This window comes from Marinimicrobium sp., from assembly GCF_002695945.1.
GTDB lineage: Bacteria > Pseudomonadota > Gammaproteobacteria > Pseudomonadales > Cellvibrionaceae > Marinimicrobium > Marinimicrobium koreense.
Genome location: NZ_NZQP01000021.1, coordinates 122,210 through 138,893 on the forward strand (window position 1 = coordinate 122,210; position 16,684 = coordinate 138,893).

The window sequence follows — 16,684 nt, forward strand, 5'->3', positions numbered from 1 at the left end:
TCGCCGGCTTAGCTGCGNAGNATGCTCTGGATCGTCGTAAACAAAAACGCCGTGAAGAGCAGAAAGCTGTAAGCAGTGGCAGTGAGTAAAAATTTAAGAACCGATTTCCACCATCCCTGACGATAAAACGTTTTGTGGCTCAGTAGCAGGTAGAGAGGCACCGACCAGAACAGCAGGCTACTGAGCACACTCAATGCCTCGGGCACCANAGGCCAGGCCGCGATGGCATCCTCAAGCATGGCCAAGCCCACCACCACCACAGCCANTTGCAACCCGAAGCTGTGGGTGTGGAGGGCAAGTATCAGGTGCTCCATATAATAGTGATGTCGCCGCCAGTAAATCAATTTCAGAACCAGGGCAAACAGCGGTAATAGCAAGAACATTACCTGGGGAGCAAGGGAAAAAAACTGATTGATGCCGATCTGAGGGTTCTCGGCAATACGACCAAAATTATATTCGAGTCGGCGATTGATTTCGTCGCTGACCAAGGGCAGCTCAAAGTGCACATCCCGGCCCGGTATGGGTGGCGCAACCAGACCGCTCCTCGATTCTGACCCCTCACCCGAGGCTCTCTCGGTCGTCTCCTCCGGTGGATTCAAGTTGATCGAATCCACCGGTATCGCCTGAGCGAACACCAGAAAAGCCACAATGGAGGTAAAGATGTACAGGCGCAGCGGCGGAACATATGGGGCTCGGTGCCCCTGAACGTAACGCAGACTCAGAANCCCCGGGCGGACCCACAGTGGCCACAAGGTCCGCCAGAGACGATTGTCCCAGTTGGTGAACTCCCCCAGGAACTCGGTGATGAGTCCGAAGGCGCTGCGTACATAATTCTTGTTGTCCTGCCCNCAGCGATGGCAATAATCGCCCTGAAGCGGCGTATCGCAATTGGCGCAGAGCGAAGGCTGAGTCATGTCATCCCTGTCGGCCATTGCGCTAAGCCACCACCCGGTCGCGCCCTTCAAGCTTGGCTTGATACAGTTTTCGATCCGCGCTCTCAATAAATTCCGCCANCTCACNNTCGTGATCGGGAATAATACTGGCGACGCCGACGCTGATGGAAACCAACTGACTGGCATCGGAAGCGGCGTGGGGAATCTGCAACTTCAAAATGGCCTGGCGGCATCGGTCGGCCACCGCATGAGCGGCCTTTCCATCCGTTTCCGGGAGCACCAGCATGAATTCCTCGCCACCGAACCGGGCCAGGAAATCNCNGGGGCGGGAAGCCACGGTATCCAGGGTCTGGGCAATCGACCTCAAGCAGTCATCGCCCTGCAGGTGTCCGTACCGATCGTTGTACTGTTTGAAATAATCGATGTCGATCAGCAATACCGACAGCGGCTGGCAGTTGCGCCGGGCATTCAACCACTCCACATCGAGAATGGAGTCGAGCATGCGCCGGTTGGCCACGCCGGTCAGGCCGTCCTGGTAGGACAGCGTCTCAAGTTCTTTCTGCAGTTTGATCAGTTCCTGCTCGGTTTTCTTGCGCTCACTGATATCGAACATGAAGCCGATCAGCGCTTCCACTTCACCTTGCTCATTGCGGGCGACATGGACCACGTCCCGAATCCAGACGTAGTCGCCGTCTTTGGTCAGTGCCCGGTAGTCTGCCTCATGGTCCACACCGGACTGGGACTGGCTCACACAGAAGTTCACCACCCAGTCCCGATCTTCCGGGTGCATCCGGGTCGCCCAGTCCTCTACGCTGACCCAGCTTTCCGGCGTCCAGCCCAGGAGCGCTTCAATCTGGGGGCCGATGTAGGCGAATTTCATGGTCGCCCAGTCGATTTTCCAGGGGATGGCCTTGGTGGATTCAAGCAGGGTTTTATAGACCGCGCTATCAGTTGCGTCGGAAATGGGGGAGCTCATGAATAGGTGGCCCGGTGCTGGTTGGTCAAAGCCGCTCCTCTGCCGGGAGCGATCACGCTGCCTCAATATACTCCGAACCGCCGGGGCGGCCAACACCCGCCCACCTGACTACACCTCGAAATGGGCCACTTTGCGCGACAACTGCTGAGCCAGCTCGGACAGCTCCCGACTGGACCCCGCTACCTGATCGGCGCCAGCGGAGGACGCCAGGGTCGCTTCGCTGATCCGGTTGATGTTCTGATTGACGCCCTCGGCCACCTGACTCTGCTCCTCGGCGGCGCTGGCAATCTGGTGGTTCATATCGGTGATGGATACCACCTCCTGACGAATGGTGGACAGGGCGCTCTCGGCCTCCCGGGTTTTTATCACGGTTTTCTGGGCCAATTGATGGCTGGTTTCCATCACCTCCACCGCGTCTCCGGCCCCGGTCTGCAGGGTGCCGATCATCTCCCGAATCTCCCGGGTCGAGGCCTGGGTGCGGGTCGCCAGCGAGCGGACCTCATCGGCAACCACCGCAAAACCCCGGCCGTGCTCGCCGGCGCGGGCCGCTTCGATGGCCGCATTCAGGGCCAGCAGATTGGTCTGCTCGGCGATACCGTTGATTACATCGATGATTTTTTCAATATCGCCACTCTGGGTCGATACCGTCTGCACTTTGCTCACCGCGTCCTCAAGGGTCTGCGCCAACTGTTCAATGGCGGAAGCGGTTTCCTGCACCGTCTGATTGCCGGTGTTCACTTCCCGGTCAGCGCTCTGGGTGGCGTTTGAGGCATTGGCCGCGCTTCGGGAGATCTCCACCACCGAGGCACTGAGCTGATTGATGGCGGCGGCCATCTGCTCGGTTTCCGAGGACTGCAGGCGCACCTGTTCGCTGTTGTCATCCGAAGTCCGGGTCAGCTCTTCCGACGAGCGGGCCAGGGTTTCCGCCGCCATGCGTACATCGGTGATCACACCGGCGAGCCGGCGCAGGGTTTTGTTGATATTGGCCATGACGCTGTTTGGGTAGCGAGAGCTCTCCGTCACGGTCAGTTGCCCGGATGCGAAAGCTTCGATCGCCTCNGACANGGCTTCCGGCTCNGCCCCNAGNGTNGCTTTGATGTTNNNGATGATCACCACNGCCACCACCGCTCCCGCGATCAACGCCAACAAAAGAAACGCCACCATGACTTTGGCAAAATCGCTTGCTACCGCCTGCACATGATCCACGTCCCGCCGGATATCCGCTTCCTGATAGTCAATAAACGCATTCACNCGAGCCAGCCATTCGGTNTAGGCCNCCGAGACNTCGGANAACAGAAACTNGCGGGCCGCCTCGATGTTGCCNGCCTGGCGNAGGGCGATCAACTCAGAGGTCAGGCCCAGGGTTTCCTGTTCAATGGCCTGAATTCGATCCAGAAGGCGCTGCTCTTTATCACTCACGTGTTGGCTTTCGAAGAGCGCGTCCATCTGCCGGGCCGAGTCCTGATAAAACGCATCCAGGTCACGCACGTCCTGCAAGTGAGCCCGCAGGGCGCTGTCGTTCTCGACCAGCACGGCATCGCGAATGGCGATGGCCCGGTCGTGGACGCTGCCCCGGAAATTGATGGCAAACCGTTGCTTCTGGGAGGCCCCCTCGTTGACGGCGGACAGGGTCCGGTCCATGACGGTCACCCGCTGGATCCCCAGCACGGTGACCACGGTAAACAGTAAAAGAATCAGTCCGAAGCCCGAGCCGAGGCGCTGGGCGATGGTGAGCGATCTAGCCATGATAAGTACTCTGTTTACGGGGGGTCGCCCCTAGAATGTCCTTGGCTCTGCGGCCAAGTGTTAATTTTCCCGACAGAGTACGTGTCAGCGTGTCGCATAGATCAACATTGCGACCATTGGGCTGAGAATCGTTGGATTACGCGCGTTGCGCTAATCCAACCTACTCAAGTTGTGACGCTATGGATTCCATTGACTGCTGTAGTGCGTTAGCGAAGGCCTGGGGCTGCTCGAACTGGGGGAAGTGATGGGTGCCCGGCAGGATGGTCTCCTGAACGTAGGGCGCGCAGCGCTTTTGCGCCGCCTCGGAAATGTGCTCTCCGTTAAGCGCCACAATGGGGCCTTTGATCTCGGCAAAGGCCCCGTCCGGGGACCAGCGCAGCAGGTTGTGCCAGATGGGCAGCAGGCGCTCTGGATCGCCCGACGACATCCGGGCTTTGATCCACTCAAGGATTTCAGGATCCAGCTCCGCCACTGTGGTGTTGTCCACCAGCCCGGCCATGGCGCCGCGAAAATCCGCCTTGAAAGGCTCTTCAATGGAGGCAATGGTCTCGGCATCCATATCCCCATAGGGCAGCCCGAAACTGTCCACCAATACCACGCCCACCGGTCCGGACCAGCGCCGGGCCGCTTCGAGCGCCACGCAACCGCCCATCGAGTGACCCACCAGTATCAGTCGGCGGGCGCCCTTCTGATCAGCCACCTCGGTTACGGCTTTGGCCAGGCCCTCGATCGTCCAGTCATCCCAGGGTTTATCCTGCGCCTCACCGTGGCCGGGCAGATCCAGTGCCAGGCAGTGGAGGTCCCGGGGCATGGCAGCCAGTGTTTGCACCCAATCGGTGCGCTGGCAGCTCCAGCCGTGAATCAGAATGACCAGAGGTTCGCCCTGGCCCTGCTCGGTCACACAATCGTCATAGTGGTCGGACATGGTTGGCTTCTCGTTGGAATGAGTCGTGCTTGAATTAGTCATTGCAGATTGGCGTATTTCAACGCAGACTTATTTAAAATAAGCGAAAATCGCGCCAGAGTCGATGATTTGATCTCCGGCTGCCCGCCACATCCTCTGGCGGCGGCCTTACGGAACCACGGTGCCATGCCAGACGATACACTGCGGAAACGCTTTGCTGAGCATAACGAACAACTCCTGGGAACCCTTTACGGCAGTGCGCTGAGCAACGGCCAGTGGGGGCCGTTTCTCAAGCGGATGATCGATTTGACCGGGTCCCGCTCGGCCCGCTTACTGCTGTTGAATCAGGGCGCGAATACCGTTCAGCGCAGCATCAAGGTCAACATCGACGATAGTGCGCACCAGCGCTATGTGGAACACTTCGTCAATTTGTGCCCCTGGCGCACCGAGCTGGGAGAGAAGCCAACCGGGCAGTTGTATTCCACCTACCTCGATTTCAGTTGCCGACAGCCGACGTTTTACCAGACCGAATTCTTCAACGACTGGGCCAGAGGCCTGGATATTCATCACGGCGTGTGCGGCACGGTCTACAGCACCGAGCAGCATAAGGTGCAACTGTTGATTCAACGCACCGGCGGGCAGGGGTATTACTCCCGGGAAGAGACCAACCTGATCAACAGCGTACTGCCCCATATGCGCCAGGCACTGCGGCTCAGCGCCCAAATGGCCGACCGAGAGGCGCGCCTGACGTCGGCCCTGAATGCCGCCCAGAGTCACCCGCTGCCGTTCATTCTGTTCAACGCGAGCGGCCAGATCCGCTATCTCTCGCCTCAATTGGAGCAGGCCGCCCCGATGGGACTGCGCTTCACCTCGGACGGCGTTGAATTCACCGACCCGAATCTGAATCCGCCTTTCAAAGCGGCTCTGCAGCGCCTGACCGGCCAGGCGGCCCACTGCCAGAGCCTGGAGTGGCGCTTTGAGGTGCCCCGCCCCCACTGCCCGCCCCTGTATTGTCTGTTGACGCCGGTGTTTCCCGGCGCCGAACCCGATCTGCCGTTCTGGCAGACCGATATCCACGCCGCGCTCTATATCCGGGACCCATTGGCTCAGACCGGCCGACGCCACCAGCAGTTGGTGACCGCCTATGGCCTGACCGACACCGAGGCCAGGCTGGCTCTGGATATCGCCCTGGGGCTGGAGCTGAAAGCCATTGCCACCCGGGACCAGCGCTCGATTCACACCCTGAGAAGTCAGTTGAAATCCGTGTTCCACAAAACCGGCTGTTGCCGACAGAGCCAGTTGGCGGCCATGGTCAACCAGCTGCCGGGCCGATAGCCCGGCAGTGGCCCTGGTGCCACTTTTGCCCAACCCTGTGATATATTCATTCCCGACCCGGCATTTGGCCCCACACCCAGCGCCGGGTTTGCCATGTAACGGCAATCGCACACAGAGCCATAACAACAGAGGCCGGTAACAGGCCCGGGACTTTCGGTGTATGAAAGACGACAAGCCCACCTCGTTCGATATTGCCTATCGGGCCGGGGTTTCCCAATCCACAGTGTCACGCGCCCTGCGCGACAGCCCGTTGGTCAACGAGGCCACCCGCAAGCGGGTCCAGGCGATTGCCCGGGAGCTGAACTACAAGGTCGACAAAAACGCCCGCAACCTGCGCTCCAAGCAGACCCGGACCATCGCCCTGCTGCTCTGTGAAGATCAGGGTATTGGCGACTCCATGATCAACCCTTTCTTCCTGTCCATGCTGGGCAGCATTACCCGCGCCTGCGCCAACCGCCAGTACGACCTGCTGGTGTCCTTTCAGCAGATGAGTGATGACTGGCACGCGGATTTTGAAGACGCCCACCGGGCCGACGGAATCATTTTCCTGGGGTATGGCGACTACGTGACCTACGTGGAAAAGCTGATCCACCTGAACGAGGCGGGCGCCCACTACATTACCTGGGGTCCGGTACTGCCGGGCCAGCCGGGCATGTCCATTGGCTGTGACAATTACAACGGTGCCTACAAGGCCACCAAACACCTGTTACAGCTCGGCCGGAAACGGATCGCGTTTATTGGGGATGCCAGCGAGCACTCCCCCGAGTTCCGGCGCCGCTATGAGGGGCACGCCCGGGCACTGAAGGAATTCGGGATTGAGCTGGATCCGGCCCTTCAGGTCGCGGCGGAAACCTCGGAAACCGACGGTAAGGCGGGCATTGAAACCCTGCGAGCGCGGGGCGTGGAATTCGATGCGGTATTTGGTGCGAGCGACCTGATCGCCATCGGGGCGATTCAGGGAATTGAGGCCGCCGGTNTGATCGTACCGGATGATATTGCGGTGGTGGGCTTTGATGACATTCCCACCGCNTCCTACACCCATCCGCCNTTGACCACGGTGCANCAGAACACCCGACTGGCGGGTGAGCTGCTGGTAGACAACCTGCTGAAGATGATCGACGGTGAGAAACCGGAATCTTTCCTGCTGCCCACCGACCTGATGGTGCGTGGCTCTTGTGGGCACAAGGCATAGCGTTCTAGCTTATGCGGTAATCTAACCTTCTCTAATAACGAATGACAACGGCACGTACGAATTGACTACCACTTAGCACATGAACCAAACCTAAATGTTTTCAATAACTAAACGGACCAAGTGGGCGTCGGGGTCAATATCACGGGTTCTAATCTACATCCCTGTTTAGACCCATCTCTTTATTCTGCCCGGTGTCGGTTGGCAAAGTAACGCGCTCGCCACTGGCAGCGCTTTGGCGCGCCGCATCTAGGATCTGCATTACAATCATGTTGTTTTCCAGTGAAGATAACGCATAGGGTTCGGGTTCGATGGTTTGCTCAATCACCGCCTTAAAATAACTGAAGGGATCATCATACGGATACGGCCGCTCTTCCAGTTTTTTGCGGGTTTCATCAAAGTCATCGTAGCCGCGGGCGAGGCGTTTACGATACTGATGGCGATTATCGGCATAGAGCACGCCAGTGGTGCCATACACCTCCATATCTTTGCGACCGATTGGCCAGTTCCACGACCCTTGTACAACAGCTTGGGCGTGAGGGTAGGTTAAAATGAGAGTCGCCTCATCGTCTACCTCAGGGTTATTTTCCGGCTGTAACTGCTGGGTCACTGCTGTGACGGTCTTGGGCACTTGACCGTCGGTCAGCCAGGTCAGTAAATTCGCTCCATAACAGGCAAAATCCATAATGGCACCGCCGCCATTTTGTACCGGGTCTAACAGCCAGTCTAAAAACTCCTGGTTGATCCCCAGTTTACTCGGACCTTTGTGACCGTCTTGAACCAGCACCTTGCGCATCTCGCCAATGTCGCCCGACTGTAGCGCCGCTTTGACTGCATGGTTAGTGGGATACCAGGTCGTTTCATAGTTTGTCAGTAGATGGATTTTGTGCTGTTTCGCCAGATCATACATTTTTTGGGCATGGGTCATATTGACCGCCAACGGTTTTTCAACCATGACATGAATGCCGCGCGGGGCAGCCACTTCCACCACTTCAAGATGCTCAAAAATACTGCCAAAGGCTGTAATGGCTTCTGGCTGGGTAGCGTCTATCATCGCTTCCAGTGTGGGGTAGACCTTATCCATACTGTAATCATGCTGGCTGGCATATCGCCGGGCCAGGGATTTATCCGGCTCGACAATGCCCACAATCTCAAAATCGCCGCGCTCTTCACTATTAAAAACCCAGTGCACGTGGGTATGGGTTAACCCCGCCACTCCAATCTTTAATTTATTATCCGCCATAGCCGGTCCGGAACTCGCGAGCAATAGCCAAAAAAACATCAGCCACTTCATTATTTTCTCCTGTTATCCGCTAAATTGATAATCAAATATTCGCATTCTATAAGGCAGAACAAATCCCGAACGTTGCTACAATCACATTTTCTTAAGTTGAACCAACCTAGCCGCCAAGCCGTCATTATTAACAGGACCATCGTAGATAAGAACCCGTACGCCATCGCCCGGTACCCCCAGGGTAATCTGACCGTCCACATCAAATCGCTCACCGGTATCGGCATCGCGCCACTCGCCCTGACTCAACCAGCGATCAACACTGATACTGGTTGCCTCGTCACCTTTGTTCAAGAGCACCAGTGCGGTTTGCGCCTGATGATCGTCCTGATATACCCGCAGAAACGACGCCGTATCGCCCGAGAAATCCAGATTGGCCTGCAGACCTTTTTGCAGGGCAACTGACTCCTGCCGAATATGGGCAATCCGACTCAGGTTGTCGGTAATGGCATGGCTGCGAGCCTGTTCAATCCGTTCCTGGCCGAAGTAATTCCGATTGCCTTCGTGCTCTTTGGTGCCGGGCATAAACCCGATTTCCGAACCATAGTAAATGGATGGAATACCACGGGAGGTGAACAGCCAGTTGTTGGCATTAATGTACGCCTTGGTATCGCCATCCATCCGACGAATGTCGTGATTCTCGTAAAAAGAGACCAGCTCGTAGGGATTATGATAAGGGCTGTTTTCCAGGTGCAGGTAACTCAGAATTTCCGAGTAATCACTCTCCGGATTTTCAAACACCGAGGTCAGGGTTTCCTGTGCGGGAAAGTCCAGGAGGCTCAAACCGCCATTTTCCGGCTGAGTGTGCTCCCCGAGAAACTCCGCGTCGAACACAAAGCTCTCACCAAACATGAAGAAATCCGGATGCTCTGCGCGAATGCGATCAGTAAACTCTTTCCAGAATTCATGGGGCTTGTGCCGCAAGGTATCAATGCGAAAGGCCGCCGCGCCCTGATCAATCCACTGAAGGTAAGCGTCCACTACATACTCCATCACCGCGGGATTATCGGCATCAAACTTACCCAGCTGCGCCAGGTCTTTTTCCCGCTCGTAGAAAGCATGCAGGGGGTTGTTCGGATTCAACTGCTCCGGCTCCAGGTTTTCGTGATCGGCAATCAGCTCGCCATTGCGCCCATAAACCTCACCGTACATCGGCTGGTCTTCCTCCATCGAATAGGCGGGTGAGCTGTGATTGGCCACAATATCCAGAACGATTTTCAGGTCGTGCTCTTCACGCAACCTCCGGGTCAGGTCCGAAAAGGTCAATCCTTCGGACTCCCAGTGTTCATCAACTTTGAAAAAATTGGTGCCCCAATAACCGTGGAAACCGGTTTTGCCGCCGTCTCCCGGCTGAGCAAAGCCGACCGGATCACCGCCATTAAAAGCCTGGTTGGGATTATCCACGATCGGAGAAATCCACAGCGCCGTGACCCCCAGTGATTTCAGGTACTCGGCATTATTCAGGATGCCTTTGAAATCCCCACCCAGGTAACCAACGTTGGCCTCTTTTCCATCAGGACCCGGCATGGGAACATCAAAGCTGGGAAACTCGCCGCCCTGATCTTCGTGGTTGTTGGAGGGGTCGCCATCCACAAAACGATCGGTCAGCAGGAAATAAATCGCCTCTTCGGCAAAGGCTTCCTGAGTGCCGTAGTAATGGGGTCGATCAGTGGTGGAGGTGCTCGTAGAGCCAGGAGTCGACGTGGAGGCACAGGCCGCCAGAGCCAGGGTGCTGGCGAGAATACTCAACCGGGTCGTCAGTGCGTGCTTCATGCGTCGACTCCTTCGTCAGTCACAATAAGGGTAGCGGCAGCGGCCACCAGGAAAGATACGCCGCCCGCCACGAGCACCCAAATAGCCTCACCGGCGAACAGATTATTCAGAATCAAACCCAACAGACTGCCGGCAATGATCTGTGGAATCACAATAAAGAAATTGAAGATCCCCATGTACACGCCCATTTTGTGGGAGGGCAGCGAGCAGGACAGGATCGCGTAAGGCATCGACAGAATGGACGCCCAGGCAAAGCCGACCCCCACCATGGACACCAGTAACCAGACGGGATCGCGAATGATCACAAACGAAATCAGTCCCGCCGCGCCCAGGCACAGGTTTACAATGTGTGCGCCCTTGCGCCCCAGCTTACGGGCCAGCAGGGGAATCACTATCGCCGCCAACGCGGCAAAACCGTTGTAGGCGCCAAACAGTACGCCCACCCAGTCAGCACCGTCGTTATAGAGTTTTGACGATGTATCCAGGGTCTGATAGTGATGGCTGGTAACCGCGCTGGTGGCGTAAATCCACATGGAAAACAGCGCAAACCAGGAGAAGAACTGAACCACGGCCAGTTGCGCCATGGTTTTGGGCATATGGAACAGGTCATGCGCCACCTGATAGATGCCATTGCCGGTTTTGCCCTGGCGGAGCATATAGCCCGCTACCAGCTGCAATATACCTACACCTCCCAGAAGTCCAGCCAGCACATAGACTTCCTTCTCAAGACTGAGACCATACACCAGAGCGGCCACCAGAATACCCGCCACCGCAAACACCGTACCCCAACCGCTGTAGGAAGACGCGGAGCGGGTTTCCACATCCGCTGATGCCGCCCGCTTCTGTTGTACCTTGAATTGTTCAAAAGCGGCGAGCTCTTCCGGGCTGTATTCGCGGGTTTTGAGTACCGTCCAGAGGACCGCCAGCAATAGAATTGCACCGCCAATCCAGAATGAATAGATCACTGAATCTGGCACTACGCCTGGTGCGGCGGTATTGCTGACATTCAGCCAGTTGGTCATGATCCAGGGCAAAAACGAGGCGACCACTGCGCCAATACCGATGAAAAAGCTCTGCATGGCAAAGCCTTTGGTCCGCTGTTTGTCCGGGAGCATATCACCCACAAAGGCGCGGAATGGCTCCATGGAAACATTGATGGACGCATCCAATATCCAGAGCATACCGGCGGCCACCCACAAAGTGGGTGAATGGGGCATATACAACAAGGCAAGACTGGCGAAAATGGCGCCGAACAGAAAGTAAGGACGACGGCGTCCCAATCGGTTCCAGGTTTTATCGCTCATATAGCCGATGATTGGCTGAATCAGAAGACCGGTCACCGGCGCCGCCAGCCAGAGAAACGCCAGGTCATCAATGGGCGCTCCAAGGGTCTGGAAAATACGGCTGACATTGGCATTCTGCAGGGCAAAACCGAACTGGATGCCCAAAAATCCGAAACTCATGTTCCAGATCTGCCAAAAACTGAGTTGAGGTTTTTGTTTCATGTTAACCACTTGTTATCTGTTATCGGGTGCTTTCAGCTTAGCATCTTCACACCCTTTAAATGAGAGCCTGACGCGCCAGCCGCTCAAATTAAGCAAGCCGGCGCGCCGCGGCAATAGCCTGCATACGTATTCATTCAAATATGGCTCTTTTTTGATCGATTTCCCGCCCTCGATATCAATGCATACGTATGTAGTCTGTTGCCGCCGATTCCAGCGCTAACGTATATTGGTTTCAGTTCAAATAAGGCCGGGTAACAACCAAATCCGCGCTAAAACAACGAAGACAATAACGCTTCAAGGCTCTTTGCGATGAATTCCTCTATGGCTCTTTTTGACCGGCGACCAGACCGGATTCAGTCAGTAATTTCTGCGGAGGTACACCATGCAAACTAATCCCTGGTGGCGCGGTGCCGTCATTTACCAGGTATACCCCCGCAGCCTCATGGACAGCAATTCCGACGGTATTGGCGATATTCCAGGGATCATTTCGAAGCTGGACTACATCGCCAGTCTCGGAGTTGACGCCATTTGGGTATCCCCGTTCTTCAAGTCGCCCATGAAAGACTTCGGGTATGACATCAGCGATTACCGGGACATTGACCCCATCTTCGGCACTCTGGACGACTTCGACCGATTGATCGAGCAAGCACACGCCAAAGGCATCAAGATCATTATCGATCAGGTCCTGAGCCACACGTCAGACCAGCACGCGTGGTTCGAGGAAAGCCGCCAGTGTCGTAACAACCCCAAGGCGGACTGGTACGTCTGGGCCGACCCCAAAGAGGACGGCACACCGCCGAACAACTGGCTGTCCATTTTTGGAGGTTGCGCCTGGGAGTGGGAGCCGCGGCGCGAGCAGTATTACCTGCACAACTTCCTCAAAAGCCAACCGGACCTGAACTTCCATAACCCGGAAGTCCGCGCCGAAATTCTGGACGAAGTGGAATTCTGGCTGAAACGGGGAGTAGACGGCCTACGTCTGGATGCGATTACTTTCTGCTTTCACGACCAGAAGCTGCGGGACAACCCGGCCAAACCCAAGGAAGAGCGCAAAGGCCGTGGCTTTACCGAAGACAATCCCTACGCCTTTCAGTACCACTGGTACAACAACGATCGCCCGGAGAATGTGCAGTTTCTCGAATCCCTGCGCAAAGTCATGGACCGTTACCCAGGCTCGGTCACACTGGGAGAAATCTCATCAGAGGACTCCCTGGCCACCATGGCCGAGTACACCAAAGGCAACGATCGGTTGCACACCACCTACAGTTTTGAGTTGTTGGTGGAGAACTTCAGCACCCGCTATATCCGTGAAACCGTGGAGACACTGGAGGCGAGCCTCGCTGAGGGTTGGCCTTGCTGGTCCATTGGTAACCACGATGTACGTCGGGTGATGACGCGCTGGGGCGGAGCCGATAAATCCGATGCCCTGGCCAAGCTGTTCAATGCCATGATGCTATCCCTGCGCGGAAGCGTGTGCAGCTATCAGGGTGAAGAGCTTGGCCTGACCGAGGCGGCGCTACAAAAGCACGAACTCCAGGACCCCTACGGGATCACCTTCTGGCCGCGCTTCAAAGGCCGGGACGGCTGTCGAACTCCCATGCCCTGGCAGAAGGATGTCCACACTGCCGGATTTTCTGAAGCAGAGACCACTTGGCTGCCCATTCCCCAAGAGCACCGAATCAAAGCGGTCGACGTTCAGGATAAAAACCCGGACTCCGTTCTGAATGCCTATCGTATTTTCGTTCACTGGCGCACCGATCAGCCAGCGTTGCGCCTGGGAGATATCGAATTCCAGGACACACCAGAGGGACAGATGCTGTTTACCCGTCGTCATGATGACCAGGCACTTCTGGTCGCCATGAACTTTTCAAACAAAGAAGTCGCGCTGGATGTGGAACATTTGAACGCAGGCCCGGCACTCGAAGGACACGGATTCAGCGGCGCAAGAATCGAAGGTCGACAGCTGATTTTGCCTGCCTATGGCGCCGGCTACTTCAGCCTGGATGGCTGATTGCTCCCACAGATTCACTCTGCATACGTATTCAATGGGTTGGCAACGGGAAACAGGCGTTGAATACGTATGCAATGAATTGCCCACCCATACACGATGGGATAGCCTGAATTTCAGCAGGAATTTGGCGAAACGTCGCTGAATCTGAAATCGCCTGGACTGATTTGCATCAGTGACTGGCGGCGACATTTTAACAACTGCTCAATGCTCAACCATAATAACCTATGAAAGGGGATCGTTAGATGATGAACACCAAGAAGCTTATTCTGCCTTCCATGATCGGCTGCCTTGCCGCCGGAATGACCATTGCTCCCGCATACGCCCAGGACCAAGAAGCTGGCATGCTCGAGGAAGTGGTGGTTACCGGTATCCGCCGCAGCCTTATGAACGCTATCGCCATTAAAGAAAACTCTTCCTCTATCGTGGAAGTGGTTTCCGCTGAAGACATCGGTAAACTGCCCGATACCAGCATCGCCGAATCACTGGCTCGCCTGCCCGGTCTGGCCGGTGAGCGGGTCAACGGTCGCACCAGCGGCATTTCCGTCCGCGGTTTCAACGAAGACTACGTCGCCACCACCATGAACGGCCGCGAATTGCTGGGCATTGGCGACAACCGTGGGGTCGAGTATGACCTCTACCCCTCTGAAATCATTTCCGACGCAGTCGTCTACAAGACCATGCAAGCCGATCTTGTGAATCAGGGCCTCGGTGGTGTGGTCGATCTGCGTACCCTGCGTCCGCTGGAAAATGATCGCATTATCAGCATTAACGGCAATTACGAAGTCAATGGCATGGAGTCCGCTAACCCGGACTACGATGACACCGGTCATCGCCTGGCATTCACTTATTCCGATACCTTTGCCAATGACACCATGGGCTTCGCCGTAACACTGGCTTCCATGGAATCGCCCAGTCAGGAGGAGCAGGCCGGCATCTGGGGTTACCCTGAGATCGACGAGGGCTTCATCTTCGGTGGTCACAAATCCTTTGTTCGCTCAGCCACCATGGAACGCGACACCATCTCCAGCGTATTTCAGTGGGAACCCACCGAAGACCTGAGCATCACCGTTGACGCCCTGTATATCGACTTCCTTGAGTCCAAAGTCTTCCGCGGTTTTGAAGATGGCGGGCCAGTCTGGGGCGGCGCGAACTACACTGTAGGCGACGTTGAAAACGGACTGGTCATGAATGGCGAATTTGATGGCTTCCACACCGTAATCCGTAACGATGGTGAAACCAAAGAAGGCGACCTGTCCACGTTCGGTTTCAACGCCAAGTATCGGCTCAATGAGACCTGGTCAGCTGAACTGGACGTTGCTACCAGCGAATCCGCCAAGGACCTGATCAATATGGAAAGCTTTTCCGGTACCGGTCGTGCTGGCACCACTCAGCAGGGCGATCCGGGTGCTCGATCATGGCAGCAAGTATCTCCCGAAGGTGTGAGGTTCGGTGATCACTCGAGCATTGCATTGCCCGACTATACTGACCCTGCTGCTATCCGCTTAGCGGGCCCACAAGCCTGGGGTGGCGCTATTGCCCAACGCGTTGGAGGGAAAAACAACGCGCAGGACGGCTTCGTTAACTATCCGAGCTTTGACGAAGAGCTGGACACTCTGCGTCTCTCTGCAATCGCTGAACTCAACGGCGATTTTTTCCAGAGTGTCGAGTTGGGTTTGAACTATTCCGACCGAACTAAAGGCAAGGTTAACTACGGTGCCTTCCTAGTGGCCCCCGGTTTTGATGCGGACCTGCCCCTCGAGGACCAGACCGCCCTGCCCTTGAACGACCCGGCCTTGGCTTCCTACTACGTTGGTACCTCCAGCTTAGACTACCTTGGTACTGGCACCAGTGTAGTTGCGTATGACGGCGTAGGGATGTATAGAGATGGCATTTACACCGAGATCGACGCTACCGAGTTTGAAACTGACCGCTTAGGCGACACGTATGTTGTGAACGAAGAAGTTCTCACCGCCTATACCAAAGCGGACTTCGAAACCGGCATTCTCTCCGGTAACGTGGGTGTGCAGATAATCGACACCAATCAACGTTCAGATGGCTTTGTCAGCGTATCTCGTGAAGACGAAGACACCGGCCTGGTCAGCGTTGTCGCGACTCCAGTCAGTGGCGGCGCTGATTACATCAAGGTCCTTCCAAGCCTGAACATGAACTTCCAGATGACGGAGAGCCAGGTTGTTCGTTTCGCAGCGGCGAAGACCCTTTCCCGGGCCCGTATGGATGAAATGCGCCCAAACAACACTGTCAACTTCCGATTTGACGACGCCCGTCGCGAAAGCGCCGATCCGGAATTCAGCGCCTGGAGTGGCTCCGGCGGTAACCCGAACCTGCGTCCACTCGAAGCCGTACAAACCGACCTGTCGTACGAGTACTACTTCACCAACGACGGCTATGTGGCAGCCTCATGGTTCTACAAGGATTTGCTCAACTGGCACATCAGCCAGGACGTGATCACAAACTTCGAGCCTTACTTCATCGAAGGCTATCATGATGCAGGTACGGACAACTTCCAGTCCTACCAGGGTCCGACCAGTTCCATTGCCGAACTGGGCAAGGGTAAAGTGGAAGGTATCGAGCTTCACGGTAGCTTGCCGTTCTATACCTTCAGCGAAACGCTGGACGGTTTTGGTTTGGTCGCTGCGGCAACCTTCCTCGACGGCGCTATCGAGTATGATGGCGAACAGCAGGAAATCCCCGGCTTGTCCGAAGAGTCTTACCAGCTGACGGTCTACTACGAGAAGAACGGCTTTGAGTTCCGTGTCAGTGGCCGCAAGCGCGATGCGTTCCTTACAGAAACCCGCGGCCTCAGCTTGGCGCTGACTCCGACAACGGACCAGGGCTCTGAGCTGTGGGATGCGCAGATCGGTTATGACTTCGGCGCGGGTGGTTTCGACTCGCTTGACGGCCTGAGCGTTACCCTGCAGGCCCAGAACCTGACCGACGAAGAAACCGTCGGAGCTGCAGAAGACGATCCCCGTCGGATCACGTCTTACCAGACCTTCGGTGCTAACTATCTGCTCGGTGTGAACTACCAGTTCTAAACAGG

General features: G+C 56.2%; 11 protein-coding genes. 4 read left to right on the top strand and 7 right to left on the bottom strand.

All coding sequences use genetic code 11. The features are described from left to right. Window positions 1–8: 8 nt before the first annotated feature. From CMG77_RS04435 to CMG77_RS04450, 4 genes are all read right to left on the bottom strand, one after another. Window positions 9–932, bottom strand: coding sequence for a DUF3667 domain-containing protein (locus CMG77_RS04435; protein ID WP_286903687.1), 924 nt, complete (start codon window positions 930–932; stop codon window positions 9–11). A gap of 4 nt (window positions 933–936) precedes the next feature. Further along, on the bottom strand, window positions 937–1,869 hold the full coding sequence (locus CMG77_RS04440; RefSeq protein WP_286903688.1) for a sensor domain-containing diguanylate cyclase: 933 nt from the start codon (window positions 1,867–1,869) through the stop codon (window positions 937–939). 108 nt (window positions 1,870–1,977) lie between these two features. Further along, window positions 1,978–3,615 (bottom strand): methyl-accepting chemotaxis protein, encoded by a 1,638-nt coding sequence (locus CMG77_RS04445; protein ID WP_286903689.1) that lies wholly within the window; start codon window positions 3,613–3,615, stop codon window positions 1,978–1,980. A 160-nt stretch (window positions 3,616–3,775) separates the two neighbouring features. Next, a complete protein-coding gene (locus CMG77_RS04450; protein WP_286903690.1) occupies window positions 3,776–4,540 on the bottom strand; it encodes an alpha/beta fold hydrolase in 765 nt (254 codons plus the stop codon). Between the two features lie 165 nt (window positions 4,541–4,705). Here CMG77_RS04450 and CMG77_RS04455 point away from each other — a divergent pair, with 165 nt between their 5' ends. Together CMG77_RS04455 and CMG77_RS04460 are read left to right on the top strand one after the other, a co-directional pair. After that, the gene (locus tag CMG77_RS04455) at window positions 4,706–5,854 is read left to right on the top strand and encodes a helix-turn-helix transcriptional regulator (RefSeq protein WP_024461523.1); all 1,149 of its coding nucleotides are present in this window, start codon (window positions 4,706–4,708) and stop codon (window positions 5,852–5,854) included. Between the two features lie 160 nt (window positions 5,855–6,014). Further along, window positions 6,015–7,046: a LacI family DNA-binding transcriptional regulator gene (locus CMG77_RS04460; RefSeq protein WP_286903691.1), complete on the top strand. Its 1,032-nt coding sequence runs from the start codon at window positions 6,015–6,017 to the stop codon at window positions 7,044–7,046. 148 nt (window positions 7,047–7,194) lie between these two features. Here the strand turns inward: CMG77_RS04460 and CMG77_RS04465 are convergent, their stop codons facing one another. From CMG77_RS04465 to CMG77_RS04475, 3 genes are all read right to left on the bottom strand, one after another. Continuing rightward, window positions 7,195–8,337 carry a Gfo/Idh/MocA family protein gene (locus CMG77_RS04465; RefSeq protein WP_286807727.1) on the bottom strand — a complete coding sequence of 381 codons (1,143 nt, stop codon included), beginning with the start codon at window positions 8,335–8,337 and terminating at the stop codon, window positions 7,195–7,197. An 81-nt stretch (window positions 8,338–8,418) separates the two neighbouring features. Beyond that, the gene (locus CMG77_RS04470) at window positions 8,419–10,107 is read right to left on the bottom strand and encodes an alpha-amylase family glycosyl hydrolase (protein ID WP_286807726.1); all 1,689 of its coding nucleotides are present in this window, start codon (window positions 10,105–10,107) and stop codon (window positions 8,419–8,421) included. Beyond that, complete coding sequence (locus CMG77_RS04475; RefSeq protein WP_286807725.1) at window positions 10,104–11,612, bottom strand: MFS transporter; 1,509 nt, start codon at window positions 11,610–11,612, stop codon at window positions 10,104–10,106. The genes CMG77_RS04470 and CMG77_RS04475 overlap by 4 nt, the downstream gene beginning before the upstream one ends. Before the next feature lie 382 nt (window positions 11,613–11,994). Between CMG77_RS04475 and CMG77_RS04480 the strand changes: the two genes are divergently transcribed. Both CMG77_RS04480 and CMG77_RS04485 read left to right on the top strand, forming a co-directional pair. Continuing rightward, a complete protein-coding gene (locus CMG77_RS04480) occupies window positions 11,995–13,623 on the top strand; it encodes an alpha-glucosidase family protein (RefSeq protein WP_286807724.1) in 1,629 nt (542 codons plus the stop codon). A gap of 242 nt (window positions 13,624–13,865) precedes the next feature. Further along, window positions 13,866–16,679, top strand: a complete 2,814-nt coding sequence (locus CMG77_RS04485; protein WP_286807723.1) for a TonB-dependent receptor — start codon at window positions 13,866–13,868, stop codon at window positions 16,677–16,679. Window positions 16,680–16,684 lie beyond the last annotated feature (5 nt).

Excerpts from the sequence above, each read along its gene's own strand:
- CMG77_RS04450 (WP_286903690.1), bottom strand. The coding sequence starts at position 4,540 with ATGTCCGACCACTATGACGATTGTGTGACCGAGCAGGGCCAGGGCGAA.
- CMG77_RS04455 (WP_024461523.1), top strand. The coding sequence starts at position 4,706 with ATGCCAGACGATACACTGCGGAAACGCTTTGCTGAGCATAACGAACAA.
- CMG77_RS04465 (WP_286807727.1), bottom strand. The coding sequence starts at position 8,337 with ATGAAGTGGCTGATGTTTTTTTGGCTATTGCTCGCGAGTTCCGGACCG.
- CMG77_RS04470 (WP_286807726.1), bottom strand. The coding sequence starts at position 10,107 with ATGAAGCACGCACTGACGACCCGGTTGAGTATTCTCGCCAGCACCCTG.
- CMG77_RS04475 (WP_286807725.1), bottom strand. The coding sequence starts at position 11,612 with ATGAAACAAAAACCTCAACTCAGTTTTTGGCAGATCTGGAACATGAGT.
- CMG77_RS04480 (WP_286807724.1), top strand. The coding sequence starts at position 11,995 with ATGCAAACTAATCCCTGGTGGCGCGGTGCCGTCATTTACCAGGTATAC.
- CMG77_RS04485 (WP_286807723.1), top strand. The coding sequence starts at position 13,866 with ATGATGAACACCAAGAAGCTTATTCTGCCTTCCATGATCGGCTGCCTT.